Annotated in this window: 13 protein-coding genes and 1 pseudogene; 9 read left to right on the forward strand and 5 right to left on the reverse strand. The window is 55.4% G+C overall.

The window, feature by feature from the left end; translation table 11 throughout:
* Positions 1 to 22: 22 nt before the first annotated feature.
* Together znuB and znuC are read right to left on the reverse strand one after the other, a co-directional pair.
* Complete coding sequence (gene znuB, locus PGR23_RS02715; RefSeq protein WP_045390315.1) at positions 23 to 808, reverse strand: zinc ABC transporter permease subunit ZnuB; 786 nt, start codon at positions 806 to 808, stop codon at positions 23 to 25.
* On the reverse strand, positions 808 to 1,560 hold the full coding sequence (gene znuC / locus PGR23_RS02720; protein WP_015705955.1) for a zinc ABC transporter ATP-binding protein ZnuC: 753 nt from the start codon (positions 1,558 to 1,560) through the stop codon (positions 808 to 810). The genes znuB and znuC overlap by 1 nt, the downstream gene beginning before the upstream one ends.
* A gap of 78 nt (positions 1,561 to 1,638) precedes the next feature.
* On the opposite strand from znuC, the gene znuA reads away from it, so the two are divergent.
* From znuA to lpxM, 3 genes are all read left to right on the forward strand, one after another.
* Complete coding sequence (gene znuA, locus PGR23_RS02725) at positions 1,639 to 2,583, forward strand: zinc ABC transporter substrate-binding protein ZnuA (protein ID WP_045390494.1); 945 nt, start codon at positions 1,639 to 1,641, stop codon at positions 2,581 to 2,583.
* Between the two features lie 15 nt (positions 2,584 to 2,598).
* A complete protein-coding gene (mepM, locus tag PGR23_RS02730) occupies positions 2,599 to 3,918 on the forward strand; it encodes a murein DD-endopeptidase MepM (protein WP_045376156.1) in 1,320 nt (439 codons plus the stop codon).
* 126 nt (positions 3,919 to 4,044) lie between these two features.
* The gene (gene lpxM / locus PGR23_RS02735; RefSeq protein ID WP_045390317.1) at positions 4,045 to 5,016 is read left to right on the forward strand and encodes a lauroyl-Kdo(2)-lipid IV(A) myristoyltransferase; all 972 of its coding nucleotides are present in this window, start codon (positions 4,045 to 4,047) and stop codon (positions 5,014 to 5,016) included.
* Between the two features lie 249 nt (positions 5,017 to 5,265).
* Here lpxM and pyk read toward each other — a convergent pair whose 3' ends face one another.
* Together pyk and PGR23_RS02745 are read right to left on the reverse strand one after the other, a co-directional pair.
* The gene (pyk, locus tag PGR23_RS02740) at positions 5,266 to 6,708 is read right to left on the reverse strand and encodes a pyruvate kinase (protein ID WP_045390319.1); all 1,443 of its coding nucleotides are present in this window, start codon (positions 6,706 to 6,708) and stop codon (positions 5,266 to 5,268) included.
* A 125-nt stretch (positions 6,709 to 6,833) separates the two neighbouring features.
* Positions 6,834 to 7,738, reverse strand: a pseudogene (locus PGR23_RS02745) (MurR/RpiR family transcriptional regulator).
* 319 nt (positions 7,739 to 8,057) lie between these two features.
* Here PGR23_RS02745 and zwf point away from each other — a divergent pair.
* The 3 genes from zwf to PGR23_RS02760 all read left to right on the forward strand — a co-directional run bounded on the left by zwf (position 8,058) and on the right by PGR23_RS02760 (position 12,247).
* The gene (zwf, locus tag PGR23_RS02750; RefSeq protein WP_045390321.1) at positions 8,058 to 9,533 is read left to right on the forward strand and encodes a glucose-6-phosphate dehydrogenase; all 1,476 of its coding nucleotides are present in this window, start codon (positions 8,058 to 8,060) and stop codon (positions 9,531 to 9,533) included.
* A gap of 222 nt (positions 9,534 to 9,755) precedes the next feature.
* The gene (gene edd, locus PGR23_RS02755) at positions 9,756 to 11,567 is read left to right on the forward strand and encodes a phosphogluconate dehydratase (protein ID WP_047066814.1); all 1,812 of its coding nucleotides are present in this window, start codon (positions 9,756 to 9,758) and stop codon (positions 11,565 to 11,567) included.
* Positions 11,568 to 11,605: 38 nt separating this feature from the next.
* The gene (locus PGR23_RS02760; protein ID WP_015366001.1) at positions 11,606 to 12,247 is read left to right on the forward strand and encodes a bifunctional 4-hydroxy-2-oxoglutarate aldolase/2-dehydro-3-deoxy-phosphogluconate aldolase; all 642 of its coding nucleotides are present in this window, start codon (positions 11,606 to 11,608) and stop codon (positions 12,245 to 12,247) included.
* A gap of 54 nt (positions 12,248 to 12,301) precedes the next feature.
* On the opposite strand, the gene purT is transcribed toward PGR23_RS02760, so the two are convergent.
* On the reverse strand, positions 12,302 to 13,480 hold the full coding sequence (purT, locus tag PGR23_RS02765) for a formate-dependent phosphoribosylglycinamide formyltransferase (RefSeq protein WP_063416460.1): 1,179 nt from the start codon (positions 13,478 to 13,480) through the stop codon (positions 12,302 to 12,304).
* 136 nt (positions 13,481 to 13,616) lie between these two features.
* On the opposite strand from purT, the gene PGR23_RS02770 reads away from it, so the two are divergent.
* The 3 genes from PGR23_RS02770 to ptrB all read left to right on the forward strand — a co-directional run bounded on the left by PGR23_RS02770 (position 13,617) and on the right by ptrB (position 16,936).
* Complete coding sequence (locus PGR23_RS02770; RefSeq protein ID WP_045390327.1) at positions 13,617 to 13,976, forward strand: YebG family protein; 360 nt, start codon at positions 13,617 to 13,619, stop codon at positions 13,974 to 13,976.
* A gap of 105 nt (positions 13,977 to 14,081) precedes the next feature.
* Positions 14,082 to 14,753, forward strand: a complete 672-nt coding sequence (locus PGR23_RS02775) for a tellurite resistance TerB family protein (RefSeq protein ID WP_047066818.1) — start codon at positions 14,082 to 14,084, stop codon at positions 14,751 to 14,753.
* Positions 14,754 to 14,875: 122 nt separating this feature from the next.
* Positions 14,876 to 16,936, forward strand: a complete 2,061-nt coding sequence (gene ptrB / locus PGR23_RS02780; RefSeq protein ID WP_063416459.1) for an oligopeptidase B — start codon at positions 14,876 to 14,878, stop codon at positions 16,934 to 16,936.
* Position 16,937 lies beyond the last annotated feature (1 nt).

Genomic DNA, 16,937 nt, shown 5'->3' on the forward strand with positions numbered 1-16,937 from the left:
CCGCTACCGGGTAGCCTCTCAATCAACTCGCCGCTTTCTTCGTCATACTCAGAACAAACAGCGCCGCTGCGCAGAGCACAACCGAAGGGCCTGCAGGGGTATCGTAGAACGCCGAGAAGGTTAAACCGCCGGTCACCGCCAGCATACCTACACCAACGGCTACCGCGGCCATCTGTTCCGGCGTGCGGGCAAAACGGCGGGCGGTAGCGGCCGGGATTATCAACAACGAAGTGATGATCAGCGCGCCGACGAACTTCATTGCCACGCCGATAGTCAATGCCGTCACCAGCATCAGCAGCAGCTTAACCCGCTGCAACTTCACCCCATCAACAAACGCTAAATCAGGGCTGATGGTCATCGCCAGCAGGTTGCGCCACTGCCAGAGCAATATCGCGACCACTACCACCACGCCTAACGCAATGGAGATTAAATCCTGCGGGGTAACGGCTAACAGATCGCCAAACAGATAGGCCATCAGGTCGACGCGCACGTTCGACATCAGGCTCACCACCACCAGACCGAGCGACAGCGCGCTGTGCGCCATAATACCCAGCAGGGTATCGACCGCCAGGTGAGGGCGTTTTTCCAGCCATACCAGCCCGCCTGCCAGCAGCAGCGTGACCACAATAACCGCATAAAACGGATTAACGTTGAGCAGCAGACCAAACGCCACGCCAAGCAGCGAAGCATGCGCCAGCGTATCGCCAAAGTAGGACATTCTCCGCCAGACCACGAACGAACCCAGGGGGCCTGCCGCGCAGGCGAGCATCATGCCGGCTAACCAGCCGGGTAACAGTAATTCAATCATCAGCGGCCATTTCCTCGACGCAGTACAATCCGCCCCTGCAGGTCGTGGCGGTGATTATGTTGGTGACGATAAATGCCCAGCTGTTCCGCGCCGCGCGGGCCGAACATGGAGATAAATTCCGGATGCATCGAGACCACTTCCGGAGTTCCGGAGCAGCAAATATGCTGATTCAGGCACAGCACTTCATCGGTTTTGGCCATCACCAGGTGGAGATCGTGGGAAACCATTAAGACCGCGCAGTTCAGCTCCTGACGCAGTTGATTAATTAAATCATACAATGCCACCTGACCATTGACGTCGACGCCCTGGGTCGGTTCATCCAGCACCAGAAGTTGTGGTTGATTCAGCAGGGCGCGCGCCAGCAAAACGCGCTGGGTTTCGCCACCGGAGAGCTTTTGCATTGGCGCATCGATTAGATGCCCGGCCTGCACACGCTGCAGCGCCGGCATAATATCCTGCTTGCGGGTACCGGGACGCAGGCGCATAAAGCGGCTGACCGTCAGCGGCATGGTAGCATCAAGATGCAGTTTTTGCGGCACATAGCCGATACGCAGATTTTTCTCGCGCTGGATAGCACCTTCGGTCGGCGTCACCAGGCCGAGCACCACGCGCACCAGCGTCGATTTCCCGGCGCCGTTTGGGCCAAGAAGCGTTAAAATTTTGCCTGGTTTTAGCGTTAGCGAAATGTCAGACAACACGCGCCGCTGGCCGTAGACGACCGCGACTTTTTCCAGCGTTACAAGATTCGTCATGTCAAATTAGGGGTTGCACTAGCGATTGAATGTTATAATATCACATCACTTTCGCTCATTACGATGATTAGTCGCATTATGTTACATAAAAATACGCTTCTTTGCGCTGGACTTAGCGCCGCTTTTTTGTTCGCTCATGCCCCGGTTGCTCATGCAGCCGTTGTCGCTTCCATGAAACCCCTTGGCTTTATCGCTTCCGCCATCGCCGATGGCGTGACGGATACCCAGGTTTTACTGCCTGATGGTGCTTCCGAGCATGATTATTCCCTGCGTCCATCGGATGTAAAACGCTTACAGAACGCAGACTTAGTCGTATGGATTGGTCCAGAAATGGAAGCCTTTATGGACAAGTCAACGCAAAGCATTGCGGAGCAGAAAAAGGTCACCATCGCCCAGTTGGATGGGGTGAAACCGTTGCTCATGAAAGGGACGGATGATGACGATGACGAACATGGTCACGAACATGCTAATGGCGAAAAAAGTGACGGCGATCACCATCACGGCATTTACAATATGCATCTGTGGCTCTCCCCAGAGATAGCGCGGCTCTCAGCGGTTGCAATCCACGATAAATTATTGGAACTTATGCCGCAGAGTCGAGCCAAACTTGACGCCAACCTGAAGGAATTTGAGGCAAAATTAGCCGCAACCGACAAACAGGTGAGTAACGAGCTGGCGCCGGTGAAAGGTAAGGGGTATTTCGTTTTTCATGATGCCTATGGCTACTACGAAAAACATTACGGTTTGACCTCGTTGGGGCATTTTACCGTCAACCCTGAAATCCAGCCTGGTGCGCAGCGTTTACACGAAATAAGAACACAGTTGGTTGAGCAGAAAGCGACTTGCGTTTTTGCTGAGCCACAATTCAGGCCAGCGGTTATCGAAGCTGTTGCCAGGGGGACCTCCGTGCGCATGGGAACCCTGGATCCACTTGGAATCGGAATTAAGCTGGGTAAAGACAGTTACCCGCAGTTCCTGAGCCAGTTGGGGCATCAGTATTCAAGCTGCCTGAAAGGAGATTAACGAGGAAGTGAATACGTGCAACAGATAGCCCGCGCTGTCACTCAGGCATTCAACAACTTGCCGCGACCCCATCGCGTTATGCTGGGGTCGTTGAGCGTCCTGACTTTAGCGGTCGCCGTCTGGCGGCCCTACATCTACCACCCGGAATCAGCCCCGATCGTCAGAACGATTGAGCTGGAAAAAAGCGAAATCCGCTCTCTGCTGCCGGAAGCCTCTGAACCCATCGATCAGGCGCCGCAGGAAGAAGAAGCTATCCCGCAGGATGAGCTCGACGATAAATCCGATAGCGACTCCGGCGGCCATGAATATGTGGTTTCCACCGGCGATACGCTGAGCAGTATTCTTAATCAGTACGGTATTGATATGGGCGATATCGCTCAACTCTCCTCTGCTGATAAAGAACTGCGCAACCTTAAAATTGGTCAACAGCTCTCCTGGACGCTGACCGCCGATGGCGACCTGCAAAGCCTGACGTGGGAGATGTCGCGCCGCGAGACGCGTACCTATAACCGCGTCGCCAATGGCTTTAAAATGAGCAGCGAGCTGCAGAAAGGGGATTGGGTCAACAATGTCCTGAAAGGTACCGTTGGCGCTAGCTTCGTCTCCAGCGCCCGTGATGCTGGCCTCACCAGTACGGAAATCAGCGCGGTCATCAAAGCGATGCAGTGGCAGATGGACTTCCGTAAGCTGAAAAAAGGTGATGAATTCTCGGTGCTGATGTCGCGTGAAATGCTTGATGGCAAGCGCGAGCAGAGCCAGCTGTTGGGCGTGCGTTTACGTTCCGATGGCAAAGATTATTACGCGATCCGTGCCGAAGATGGCAAATTCTACGATCGCAACGGTACGGGTCTGGCGAAAGGCTTCCTGCGCTTCCCGACCTCGCGTCAGTTCCGCGTGTCGTCTAACTTCAACCCGCGTCGCCTGAATCCGGTGACCGGGCGCGTTGCGCCGCATCGCGGCGTTGACTTCGCTATGCCGCAGGGCACGCCGGTGCTTTCCGTCGGCGATGGTGAAGTGGTGGTGGCGAAACGCAGCGGCGCGGCAGGTTACTATGTCGCCGTGCGTCATGGCCGCACCTATACCACCCGCTATATGCACCTGCGTAAGCTGCTGGTGAAACCGGGGCAGAAAGTGAAACGCGGTGATCGTATCGCGCTGTCGGGCAACACCGGGCGTTCTACTGGCCCGCACCTGCACTATGAAGTCTGGATCAACCAGCAGGCGGTTAACCCGCTGACGGCGAAATTGCCGCGTACCGAAGGTTTAACCGGTTCCGACCGTACCGATTATCTGGCGCAGGCCAAAGAGGTTATCCCACAGCTGCGCTTTGATTAGTCTGAATTATCTTCACTGAAAGCCGGCGCCTGATATGCGCCGGCTTTTTCTTTTGTGCGATGAGTGACGTGTCGCTAAACTAAGCCATTATCTTTATTGATTAAGCAGAACTTCTGCGGACCGGGCATGGAAACGAAAAAAAATAACATTGAATTTATCCCCAAATTTGAGAAATCTTTTTTACTGCCGCGCTACTGGGGCGCGTGGCTGGGCGTTTTCGCCTTCGCCGGAATCGCGCTGACGCCTCCCTCTTTCCGCGACCCTATTCTCGGAAAACTGGGGCGTTTTGTTGGCCGTCTGGCAAAAAGCTCCCGCCGTCGGGCGCAGATTAACCTGCTGTACTGCTTCCCGGAAAAAAGTGAGCAAGAGCGTGAAGCTATCATTGATGCGATGTATATGTCTGCTCCGCAGGCAATGGTGATGATGGCCGAACTCGGCATGCGCGATCCGCAGCGTGTGATGTCCCGCGTTGACTGGCAAGGGAAAGAGATCATTGACGAGATGCACCGTAATAATGAAAAGGTCATCTTTTTAGTGCCGCACGCCTGGGGCGTGGATATTCCGGCGATGCTGATGGCTTCAGGCGGGCAAAAAATGGCCGCGATGTTCCATAACCAGGGTAATCCAGTATTTGACTACGTCTGGAACACCGTGCGCCGTCGTTTTGGCGGGCGGATGCACGCGCGTAACGATGGTATCAAGCCGTTTATTCAATCGGTGCGACAGGGCTACTGGGGCTATTATCTGCCCGACCAGGATCACGGCGCCGAGCACAGCGAATTTGTTGATTTCTTCGCGACTTATAAAGCGACTCTTCCGGCGATTGGCCGTCTGATGAAAGTCTGCCGCGCGCGCGTAGTGCCGCTATTTCCGGTGTATGACGGTAAAACGCATCGCCTGACGGTACTGGTGCGCCCGCCGATGGACGATCTGCTGGAAGCCGATGACACGACGATTGCGCGCCGTATGAACGAAGAGGTTGAGATTTTCGTCAGGCCGCACACCGAACAGTATACCTGGATCCTGAAACTGCTGAAGACGCGTAAGCCGGGTGAAACTGAGCCTTATAAGCGCAAAGAACTGTTTCCGAAGAAGTAAGCTGTATGCTGCGCTGAGCAGGGCTACGGCGCCTGCATTTACCAGACCGTAGGCCGGATAAGGCGCAGCCGCCATCCGGCGCAAAAGCGGCTCCTTATCCGCGGATATTGCCCGGCGGCGCTGCGCTTGCGCGGGCCTACAAAGCATTTCCGTATGCTACCATCGCCGGCATGCTGTGATGCCTGCATTTACCAGGATAACAAGCATAAAAAAGCCTCCGTAAGGAGGCTTTCCTGTCTCTGAAGATGATTACTCAACGGTCAGGATACGGGTGGTGTTGGTGCTGCCGATGGTGCTCATCACGTCGCCCTGGGTGACGACCACCAGGTCGCCGGAGACCAGATAGCCTTTATCACGCAGCAGGTTAACCGCGTCGTGCGCGGCGGCAACGCCGTCGTTATGGCTGTCGAAATGTACCGGCGTCACGCCACGATAGAGCGCTGTCAGGTTCAGAGTACGCTCGTGACGGGAGAGGGCGAAAATCGGCAGGCCGGAACTGATACGCGAAGTCATCAGTGCGGTGCGGCCGGACTCGGTCATGGTGATAATCGCGGTAATGCCTTTCAGGTGGTTGGCCGCATACATCGCCGACATGGCAATCGCTTCTTCGACGTTGTCGAACTGGACGTCAAGACGGTGTTTAGAAACGTTGAGGCTTGGGATCTTCTCCGCGCCCAGGCACACGCGCGCCATCGCGGCAACGGTTTCTGACGGATACTGGCCGGCAGCGGTTTCTGCGGACAGCATTACGGCATCGGTACCGTCCAGCACGGCGTTCGCTACGTCCATAACTTCCGCGCGGGTCGGCATCGGATTGGTGATCATCGATTCCATCATCTGCGTGGCGGTGATGACCGAGCGGTTAAGCTGGCGAGCGCGGCGGATCAGCGCTTTCTGGATACCCACCAGTTCCGGATCGCCGATTTCCACACCGAGATCGCCGCGAGCAACCATCACCACATCGGAGGCGAGAATAACGTCGTCCATGGCATCCTGGTCGCAGACCGCTTCCGCACGCTCGACTTTAGCGACGATTTTCGCATCGCAGCCAGCGTCGCGGGCCAGACGGCGAGCATAGTTCAGGTCTTCGCCGCAGCGCGGGAAGGAGACCGCCAGGTAATCAACGCCAATTTTTGCGGCGGTAATGATATCGGCTTTGTCTTTATCGGTTAGCGCTTCAGCAGACAGCCCGCCGCCGAGTTTGTTGATACCTTTATTGTTAGATAGCGGGCCGCCAACGGTAACTTCGGTGAACACTTTCATCCCTTGTACTTCCAGGACCTTCAGCTGCACGCGACCATCGTCGAGCAGCAGGATATCGCCTGGAACGACGTCCGCCGGCAGGCCTTTATAGTCGATGCCGACTTTTTCTTTATCGCCTTCGCCTTTGCCGAGGTTGGCGTCGAGCAGGAATTTGTCGCCGATGTTAAGGAAAATTTTGCCTTCTTTGAAGGTAGAGACGCGGATTTTCGGCCCCTGCAGGTCGCCGAGAATTGCTACGTGACGGCCCAGTTTTGCTGCAATTTCACGGACTTTGTCTGCGCGGAGCTGGTGATCTTCCGGGGTACCGTGAGAGAAGTTCATGCGTACGACGTTAGCACCCGCGGCGATAACCTTTTCGAGGTTGTTATCGCGGTCAGTTGCCGGGCCTAAGGTCGTTACGATTTTGGTTCTGCGAAGCCTTCTGGACATGTAATACTCCGTTGACTGAAACAACTTTGGTGTTGCGTGAACATGGATTCGGTAGCGCCGAATCCGCTAATCGGCGGAACTGCTACGCTGCCGGGACATAATTGGTCTCTGACTTATAATGACTATTATTGTTTATCACTACTAATGAGTAGTTCTTTATCAAAGCGCGATTCCTTGAGCGCTTCCTTGACCCTCTTCAAGTTATCTCTGAATTTTGCTCCGCGGCGCAGGGTGAAGCCGGTCGCCAGCACATCAATTACCGTGAGCTGGGCCAGACGCGACACCATTGGCATATAAATATCGGTGTCTTCCGGGACGTCCAGAGTAATGGCCAGCGTCGACTCCCGCGCCAGCGGGGTGCCGGCTGAAGTAATGGCAATGACCATGGCATCGTTTTCACGCGCCAGTTGCGCCAGTTCAACCAGGCTTTTGGTGCGCCCGGTGTGTGAAATGATGACCACCACGTCATCATCGTTACAATTCATACAGCTCATGCGCTGCAGGACAATATCGTCGGAGTAGATGACCGGGACGTTAAAACGGAAAAATTTATTCATTGCGTCATGCGCGACGGCGGCTGAGGACCCCAGACCGAAGAAGGAGATTTTCTTCGCCTGGGTAAGCAGATCGACTGCCCGGTTGACCGCCGACATATCCAGCGCATGATGTACCTGATCGAGGCTGGCCATCGCCGATTCGAAAATTTTCGCCGTATAGGATTCGACGCTGTCGTCTTCATCGACATTACGGTTAACATAGAGGGTACCGTGTGCCAGACTTTGTGCCAGATGCAGTTTAAAATCGGGGAAACCCCGGGTTTCAAGACTGCGACAAAATCGGTTTACGGTCGGCTCGCTGACGCCGGCTTCCAGCGCCAGGGCCGCTATGCTTGAGTGAATGGCCTGCGCCGGGGTGGCAAGAATGACTTCCGCCACTTTGCGTTCAGATTTGCTAAGGTTTTCCAGTCGGGACTGGATTTTTTCCAGCATGTTCATTGTTAACAGGCGCTCATCAATGGAAACGATTTCATTAATGGGTGAAATCATCAGGCGTTTTAGCAAGAATATACCCCTCCGCAATCAGAAGCGGTGAGGAATAACGAGAAAAAATGTCGTTTTTTTTCATTACATGATCAGAGTCGTATTTTACTAACTGAAAACCAGACGAAACAACGAACATTCTTAGCCTGATGCCCAATTTGTCGGCGAACGCTTTTCCTCTATGTGCGGTAACGTCGGGAAAGCACCGCTAAGGGTTTCAGGAAATTCGTAAACACAGTACAGTGCAGCGTAAGAAAATTACAAATTTAGCCTGGCATAAGCACCAGACTATCAACTGAGGAGAATGACATGGCGGTAACGCAAACGGCCCAGGCATGCGATCTGGTCATTTTCGGCGCGAAAGGTGACCTCGCGCGCCGTAAACTGTTGCCTTCCCTGTATCAGCTTGAAAAGGCTGGCCAGATTAACCCTGAAACCCGCATCATCGGCGTTGGTCGCGCCGATTGGGATAAAGACGCTTACACCAAAGTAGTGCGTGAAGCGTTAGAAACCTTCATGAAAGAGAAAATCGACGAAGGTTTATGGGATACCCTGAGCGGTCGTCTGGACTTCTGTAATCTTGATGTCAACGATACCAGCGGCTTCACCCGTCTGGGCGAAATGCTGGATCAGGAAAACCGGGTCACCATTAACTACTTCGCGATGCCGCCAAGCACTTTCGGCGCCATCTGCAAAGGCCTGGGCGAAGCGAAGCTGAATGCCAAACCCGCGCGGGTGGTGATGGAAAAACCGCTCGGTACCTCGCTGGAAACCTCCCGGGAAATCAATGACCAGGTGGGTGAGTATTTCGAAGAGTGCCAGGTTTACCGTATCGACCATTACCTGGGTAAAGAGACGGTACTGAACCTGTTGGCGCTGCGCTTTGCTAACTCCCTGTTCGTCAATAACTGGGACTGCCGCACCATTGACCACGTTGAAATCACCGTGGCGGAAGAAGTGGGTATCGAAGGCCGCTGGGGTTATTTCGATCAAGCCGGGCAGATGCGCGACATGATCCAGAACCATCTGCTGCAGATCCTGTGCATGATCGCCATGTCGCCGCCGTCGGATCTAACTGCCGACAGCATCCGCGATGAAAAAGTAAAAGTGCTGAAATCGCTACGCCGAATCGATCGCTCGAACGTGCGTGAGAAAACCGTCCGTGGTCAATACACCGCCGGGTTTGCGCAAGGCAAAAAAGTACCGGGCTATCTGGAAGAAGAGGGCGCTAACAAATCCAGTAATACGGAGACCTTTGTGGCCATCCGCGTGGATATCGATAACTGGCGCTGGGCTGGGGTTCCGTTCTACCTGCGTACCGGTAAACGTCTGCCGACCAAATGTTCCGAAGTGGTGGTTTACTTCAAAACTCCGGAACTGAACCTGTTCAAAGAGACCTGGCAGGAGCTGCCGCAGAACAAACTAACCATTCGTCTGCAGCCGGATGAAGGTGTTGATATTCAGGTGCTTAACAAAGTTCCAGGCCTCGATCACAAGCATAATCTGCAGATCACCAAACTGGATCTGAGCTACTCCGAGACCTTCAATCAAACTCACCTGGCGGATGCCTACGAACGCCTGCTGTTGGAAACCATGCGCGGTATCCAGGCGCTGTTCGTGCGTCGCGATGAAGTGGAAGAAGCGTGGAAGTGGGTTGACTCCATTACCGGCGCATGGGCGGCCGACGGCGACGCGCCGAAGCCTTACCAGGCCGGTACCTGGGGCCCGGTGGCGTCGGTGGCGATGATCACCCGCGATGGCCGTTCCTGGAACGAATTCGAGTAAGTGTATCGTTAATCCGGGAGAGTTATTTTACCGGTAACATGATCTGGCGCAGTCTGGCGCATAATTTTTAATCTTTTAAGCCCCGGGAGGATTCACCCCCGGGGCTTTTTTTATTACACTGCCTGTAGACATTTTGCCCCTGAGCCCCAGTGGTGGTGCCATTTACACCATTCTTCGACGTCATCGCGCGGTGGCCGGACAGATAAATTTTGAGGAGCCTCTATGAATTCGACAATGTTACGGGTAACAAATCGCATTATCGAACGGTCGCGCGAAACCCGCTCAGCCTACCTCGCACGGATTAATCAAGCCAAAAGCGATACCGTCCATCGCTCGCAGTTGGCCTGCGGTAACCTGGCGCACGGTTTTGCCGCCTGTCAGTCAGAAGATAAAGCGTCGCTGAAGAGCATGTTGCGCAACAACATCGCCATTATCACCTCCTACAACGATATGTTGTCCGCCCACCAGCCTTATGAACATTATCCGGATATCATTCGCAAAGCCTTGCACTCCGCCAATGCGGTAGGGCAAGTGGCCGGCGGCGTACCGGCAATGTGCGACGGCGTGACGCAGGGTCAGGATGGCATGGAGCTGTCGCTGCTGAGCCGCGAAGTGATTGCCATGTCCGCCGCCATCGGCCTGTCGCATAACATGTTCGACGGCGCATTGTATCTTGGCGTATGCGATAAAATTGTTCCCGGTCTGACCATGGCGGCGCTCTCCTTCGGTCATCTGCCATCGGTGTTTATTCCCTCCGGCCCGATGGCCAGCGGTCTGCCGAATAAAGAGAAAGTGCGTATTCGTCAGCTGTATGCCGAAGGTAAGGTTGACCGTATGGCGCTGCTTGAATCCGAAGCTGCCTCTTATCATGCGCCGGGCACTTGTACCTTCTACGGTACCGCCAACACCAACCAGATGGTGGTTGAGTTCATGGGTATGCAGCTGCCAGGTTCGTCATTTGTTCACCCGGACGCTCCGCTGCGTGAAGCGCTGACCAGCGCCGCCGCGCGTCAGGTGACGCGCATGACCGGCAACGGCAATGAGTGGATGCCGCTGGGTAAAATGATTGACGAAAAAGTGGTGGTCAACGGTATCGTTGCGCTGCTGGCGACCGGCGGCTCCACCAACCATACGATGCACCTGGTAGCGATGGCGCGCGCGGCGGGCATTATCATTAACTGGGATGATTTCTCCGATCTTTCTGATGTGGTGCCGCTGCTGGCGCGTCTGTATCCAAACGGTCCGGCGGACATTAACCACTTCCAGGCGGCAGGCGGCGTGCCGGTACTGGTGCGCGAGCTGCTAAAAGGCGGATTGCTGCATGAAGATGTCAACACGGTTGCCGGCTTCGGCCTGTCCCGTTACACCATGGAACCATGGCTGAATAACGGCGAACTGGACTGGCGTGAAGGGGCGACCGCGCCGCTTGACGATCAGGTCATTGCTACCTTCGAGAAACCGTTCTCCCGCCATGGCGGTACCAAAGTGCTGAGCGGTAACCTCGGTCGTGCGGTAATGAAGACCTCCGCGGTGCCGGTTGAGAACCAGATTATCGAAGCGCCAGCGGTCGTCTTTGAGAGCCAGCACGACGTACTGCCGGCGTTTGAGGCGGGACTGCTGGATAAAGATTGCGTAGTCGTTGTACGCCATCAGGGGCCGAAAGCGAACGGCATGCCAGAATTACATAAACTTATGCCGCCACTTGGTGTATTATTGGACCGCCGTTTCAAAATTGCGCTGGTCACCGATGGTCGACTTTCCGGCGCATCAGGCAAGGTACCGTCAGCCATCCATGTTACTCCTGAAGCCTATGATGGCGGCTTGCTGGCGAAAGTGCGCGATGGCGACATGATTCGCGTTAACGGGCAGACCGGCGAGTTGACCCTGCTGGTCGATGAAGCCGAACTGGCCGCCCGCCAGCCGCATATTCCTGACCTGAGCAGTTCGCGGGTCGGTACCGGCCGCGAGATGTTCGGCGCGCTGCGCGAGAAGCTCTCCGGAGCCGAGCAGGGCGCAACCTGCATCACTTTTTAAGACGATTCGATTTGTAGATCTGGCGAGAGAAAACTCTGATGAAAAACTGGAAAACAACTGCAGAAGCAATCCTGACTAACGGCCCGGTCGTACCGGTTATCGTGGTGAAAAAGCTGGAACACGCGGTGCCGATGGCGAAAGCGCTGGTTGCAGGCGGTGTACGCGTTCTGGAAGTCACGTTGCGCACCGAGTGCGCGCTGGAAGCTATCCGCGCTATCGCCAAAGAAGTGCCGGAGGCGATTGTCGGCGCCGGCACCGTGACCAACGTTGAGCAACTGAAAGCCGTAACTGAAGCAGGCGCGCAGTTCGCTATTAGCCCGGGCCTGACCGAATCCCTGCTGAAAGCGGCGACCGGCGAAGGTACTATCCCGCTGATCCCGGGTATTAGCACCGTATCCGAGCTGATGCTGGGCATGCAGTATGGCCTGAAAGAGTTCAAATTCTTCCCGGCGGAAGCGAACGGCGGCGTGAAAGCGCTGCAGGCGATTGCGGGTCCATTCGGCCACATTCGTTTTTGCCCGACCGGCGGCATCTCTCCGGCGAATTACCGCGACTATCTGGCGCTTAACAGCGTGCTGTGCATCGGCGGCTCCTGGCTGGTTCCGGCCGACGCGCTGGAAAACGGCGACTACGATCGCATCACCAAACTGGCCCGCGAAGCGGTAGAAGGCGCGAAATAATTTCTGCGCCTTAAATGACAGAAGCCCGGCCCGCGTGAGCGACCGGGCTTTTTTTTATCCCTTCACGACAACCGCGGCGGCAGCGTTTTTGGCGCGGCTGATGGCTTCATCGACGTTGTCAGCAACCGCCAGCGTAACGCCCAGGCGACGCGCGCCGGCGATTTCCGGTTTACCGAACAGACGCAACTGCAGACCCGCGCCAACGGCGGCATGCAGATTGCCAAAGGTCACATTCTCACTGGTTAGCTGCGGTAAAATCACCGCCGATGCCGCTGGGCCATACTGGCGGATGGCACCGATCGGCAGGCCAAGGAAGGCGCGAACGTGCAGGGCGAATTCCGATAGATCCTGCGAGATCAGAGTGACCATGCCGGTATCGTGTGGGCGAGGGGAGACTTCGCTGAAGATAACCTCATCGCCGCAAACGAACAATTCAACGCCGAAGAGCCCATATCCACCCAGCGCCAGCACCACTTTGCAGGCGATCTCCTGCGCGCGTTGCAGCGCGAGATCGCTCATCAGCTGCGGCTGCCAGGATTCACGGTAGTCGCCATCTTCCTGACGATGGCCTACCGGGGCGCAAAAGTGGACGCCGTCGACGGCGCTGACGGTGAGCAGCGTAATTTCAAAATCAAAATTTACCACCCCTTCGACGATGACGCGTCCGGCGCCTGCGCGCCCGCCCTGTTGGGCGTATTGCCAGGCGGCGCTGAGCTGGTCAGCCGAGCGGATAAAGCTTTGGCCTTTACCCGAGGAACTCATTACCGGCTTAACGATACAAGGCAGACCAATTTCGGCGACGGCGGCGCGGAACCCTTCTTCACTGTCGGCAAAACGATAGGCAGAGGTGGGGATCTGCAGTTCTTCTGCCGCCAGCCGGCGAATGCCTTCGCGATTCATGGTGAGTTTCGCGGCCCGCGCGGTTGGCACCACTTTTTGCCCGGCTTGTTCAAGTTCAACCAGAGTGTCGGTGGCAATGGCTTCGATCTCCGGCACGATATAATCTGGCCTTTCTAAGGCGATCAGTTCACGCAGCGCGTCGCCGTGCAGCATGTTGATGACGTGCGAACGATGGGCCACCTGCATCGCCGGCGCATCGGGATAGCGGTCGACGGCGATGGTTTCAATACCCAGCCGCTGGCATTCAATGGCGACTTCTTTTCCGAGCTCGCCGGAACCTAACAACATTACCTTCGTGGCCGCGGGGCGCAGCGCGGTACCTAATAAAGTCATAACCTACTCTCAGCGTAAACAGAACATGCCGCGCATTATAAACGAAAACGTTTGCGTCTGTCTTTATACGCGTAAGTTGAGAACGGCGGCGAAATTTGATATGCTGTATATAAATACAGTATAAAGAGGCTGCACAATGGCGGTTGAAATCAAATACGTCGTGATCCGTGAAGGTGAGGAAAAAATGTCTTTTGCCAGCAAAAAAGAGGCCGATGCTTACGACAAAATGCTCGATTTGGCTGAGGTGCTCAATGACTGGCTGGTCGCGTGCCCGCTGGAATTAGATGAAGCTCAGCGTGACAATATGTCGATGTGGCTGGCCGAGCGCAAAGACGCCTTACACCACATTCTGAAGTCAGGGAAATTGCCGGAAGCAGAAGATCATGCTGAGGCGGCGGCAGAAATGCCGGAGTCTGCGCCTACAGAGGACGAGGCTCAGCCTGGTGCCGCCGAAGAAGGCGCCGCGAAAAAGCCGCGCAAAGCAAAGGCCGCCTGATAACCGGGCGCAACGGAAATTTTCGCATCTTTAGCCAGCCATAACATTTCCTGACGTCTCGTCGTTTAGGCTGATGGCATCGCATCTCGCGCTATGAGGAATGTTATGGCTAACTGGCTTAATCAACTTCAGTCCCTGCTGGGTCAGCAGGGCGATTCCGTTTCCGCTGAAAAGTCTTCATCCGCTAAAAACCTGCTGCCCGGCGCATTGGGCGGCCTTGCGGGTTTGTTGGTCGCCAGCAAATCATCGCGCAAGCTGCTGGCGAAATATGGCACTGGCGCGCTGCTGGTTGGCGGCGGCGCGGTGGCAGGCAGCGTGCTGTGGAATAAATATCAGCAAAAAATGCGCGGTCAGCAGGCGGATATCGCAATGCAGACATCCACCGCGGTTGCCCAGGAACCGGTTGTGCTTGATGCGCGCAGCGAGCGGCTGATTACCGCGCTAGTCTTTGCCGCCAAAAGCGACGGTCATATTGACGAACGTGAACGTCAGCATATAGAAGAGCAGTTGCGCGCGGCGAACATCGACGTGCAGGGCCGAGTGTTGATCGACAGGGTTTTAACCCAGCCGCTCGACCCGCAGCGGCTGGCGCAAAGCGTGCGCGATGGGCAAGAAGCGCTGGAAATCTACTACCTCAGCTGCGCGGTAATTGATATCGACCATTTTATGGAGCGCAGCTATCTGGATGCGCTCGGCGATGCGCTCAAGCTGCCTGAGGACGTTCGTCAGGAGATAGAACGCGATGTTCAGGCGCAAAAGCAGGCGCTTGATTCTTAAAAGAGAGCATTTCGCTTGCATCGCTGGCCACTTTTGCCACCCTTATAGACACGACATCGTTCAGGGCGCTCGGCGCCCTGAGTGATTTTGTGATTCCATAATAAGACGCAGAAGAATAACGCATGCTACCGAAAGCCAAACGGATCCCCCACGCCATGACGCTACATGGCGACACTCGCATCGATAACTACTACTGGCTACGCGATGACGAACGCGCGCGCCCGGAAGTGCTGGAGTATCTCCATCAGGAAAATGACTACGGCAAAAAGGTGATGGATACGCAAAGCAGCCTGCAGGAGCGGGTGCTGAAGGAAATCATCGATCGCATTCCGCAGCGGGAGGTCTCCGCTCCTTATAGCAAAAATGGCTACCGCTATCGCCAGGTCTATGAACCAGGCTGTGAATACGCGATTTACCAACGTCAATCGGTGCTCAAAGAAGAGTGGGATGAATGGGAGATTTTGCTCGACGCCAACCAACGGGCGGCGAAGAGCGAATTCTATACTCTCGGCGGATTAGGCGTCGCGCCGAACAACCAACTGATGGCGGTGGCGGAAGATTATCTTTCCCGCCGTCAGTACGGCTTACGTTTTAAGGATCTGAGCAGCGGCGAATGGTCGGCTGAGATCCTGGAAAACGTCACGCCAGGATTTGCCTGGAGTAATGACTCTCGTTTTTTGTGGTATGTGCGTAAGCACCCGACCACGCTGCTGCCGTATCAGGTCTGGCGGCATGCCATTGGCACTAGCGCGGATAACGATGTGTTGGTCTACGAAGAGAAAGACGACACGTTTTACGTCAGCGTGCATAAAACCACCTCCCAGCAGTTTGTGGTTATTTATCTTGCCAGCGCCACCACCAGTGAAGTGTTACTCCTTAATCCGGAACTTCCCGATGCGGCACCGGTGTGCTTTTTGCCGCGACGCAAGGATCATGAATATAGCCTCGACCATTATCAGCACGCGTTTTATCTGCGCTCTAATCGCGAAGGTAAGAACTTTGGCCTCTACCGCACCGTGCTTCGCGACGAAGGGCAGTGGCAGACGTTGATCCCTGCGCGTCCTGACGTGATGCTCGAAGGTTTTACCCTGTTTACCGATTGGCTGGTGGTCGAGGAACGCCAGCGGGGCTTAACCAGCCTGCGGCAGATCAACCGTAAAACGCGAGAAGTGGTTGGCATCGCTTTTGACGATCCCGCCTACGTCACGTGGCTTGCCTATAATCCGGAACCGGAAACGTCAAGGCTGCGCTATGGTTATTCATCGATGACGACCCCGGATACGCTATTTGAGCTGGATATGGATACCGGCGAGCGGCGGGTTATCAAACAACAGGAAGTGCAGGGCTTTGACGCTGCCTGTTATCGCAGCGAACATCTGTGGGTGACAGCGCGTGACGGCGTGGAGGTGCCGGTATCGCTGGTCTATCACCGTGAACACTTTCGCAAAGGGGTCAACCCGTTACTGGTGTACGGCTATGGCTCTTACGGCGCCAGCATGGACGCCGATTTTAGCGCCAGCCGTCTGAGCCTGCTGGATCGCGGTTTTGTCTTTGCAATAGCCCATATTCGCGGCGGCGGCGAACTTGGCCAGCAGTGGTATGAAGACGGCAAATTCCTCAACAAGAAGAATACCTTTAACGATTATCTGGACGTCTGCGATGCGCTGCTGGCGCAGGGATATGGCGACCCTAAATTATGCTATGGCATGGGCGGCAGCGCCGGCGGCATGCTGATGGGCGTGGCGATAAACCAACGACCGGAGTTGTTCCATGGCGTAGTGGCGCAGGTGCCGTTTGTTGACGTACTGACCACCATGCTCGACGAATCTATTCCGCTCACGACCGGTGAGTTTGAGGAGTGGGGAAACCCGCAGGACGAAACCTATTATCACTATATGAAGAGCTATAGCCCCTATGATGGCGTCTCAGCCCAGGCTTATCCGCATATGTTAGTGACCACCGGGCTGCATGATTCGCAGGTGCAATACTGGGAACCCGCAAAATGGGTGGCGAAGCTACGCGAGCTGAAAACCGACGACAATCTGCTGCTGTTATGTACCGACATGGATTCCGGGCATGGCGGTAAGTCGGGACGGTTTAAAAGCTACGAGGGCGTGGCGTTGGAGTACGCCTTTTTAATCGCCCTCGCGCAAGGCACCTTGCCCGGCAAGGTAGAAGTGTAGC

Source organism: Klebsiella sp. 141162 (assembly GCF_050600755.1).
Lineage (GTDB): Bacteria > Pseudomonadota > Gammaproteobacteria > Enterobacterales > Enterobacteriaceae > Klebsiella > Klebsiella aerogenes.

Coding starts and splice junctions, on each gene's coding strand:
- znuB (WP_045390315.1), bottom strand. CDS start 808: ATGATTGAATTACTGTTACCCGGCTGGTTAGCCGGCATGATGCTCGCC.
- znuC (WP_015705955.1), bottom strand. CDS start 1,560: ATGACGAATCTTGTAACGCTGGAAAAAGTCGCGGTCGTCTACGGCCAG.
- znuA (WP_045390494.1), top strand. CDS start 1,639: ATGTTACATAAAAATACGCTTCTTTGCGCTGGACTTAGCGCCGCTTTT.
- lpxM (WP_045390317.1), top strand. CDS start 4,045: ATGGAAACGAAAAAAAATAACATTGAATTTATCCCCAAATTTGAGAAA.
- pyk (WP_045390319.1), bottom strand. CDS start 6,708: ATGTCCAGAAGGCTTCGCAGAACCAAAATCGTAACGACCTTAGGCCCG.
- zwf (WP_045390321.1), top strand. CDS start 8,058: ATGGCGGTAACGCAAACGGCCCAGGCATGCGATCTGGTCATTTTCGGC.
- edd (WP_047066814.1), top strand. CDS start 9,756: ATGAATTCGACAATGTTACGGGTAACAAATCGCATTATCGAACGGTCG.
- PGR23_RS02760 (WP_015366001.1), top strand. CDS start 11,606: ATGAAAAACTGGAAAACAACTGCAGAAGCAATCCTGACTAACGGCCCG.
- purT (WP_063416460.1), bottom strand. CDS start 13,480: ATGACTTTATTAGGTACCGCGCTGCGCCCCGCGGCCACGAAGGTAATG.
- PGR23_RS02770 (WP_045390327.1), top strand. CDS start 13,617: ATGGCGGTTGAAATCAAATACGTCGTGATCCGTGAAGGTGAGGAAAAA.
- PGR23_RS02775 (WP_047066818.1), top strand. CDS start 14,082: ATGGCTAACTGGCTTAATCAACTTCAGTCCCTGCTGGGTCAGCAGGGC.
- ptrB (WP_063416459.1), top strand. CDS start 14,876: ATGCTACCGAAAGCCAAACGGATCCCCCACGCCATGACGCTACATGGC.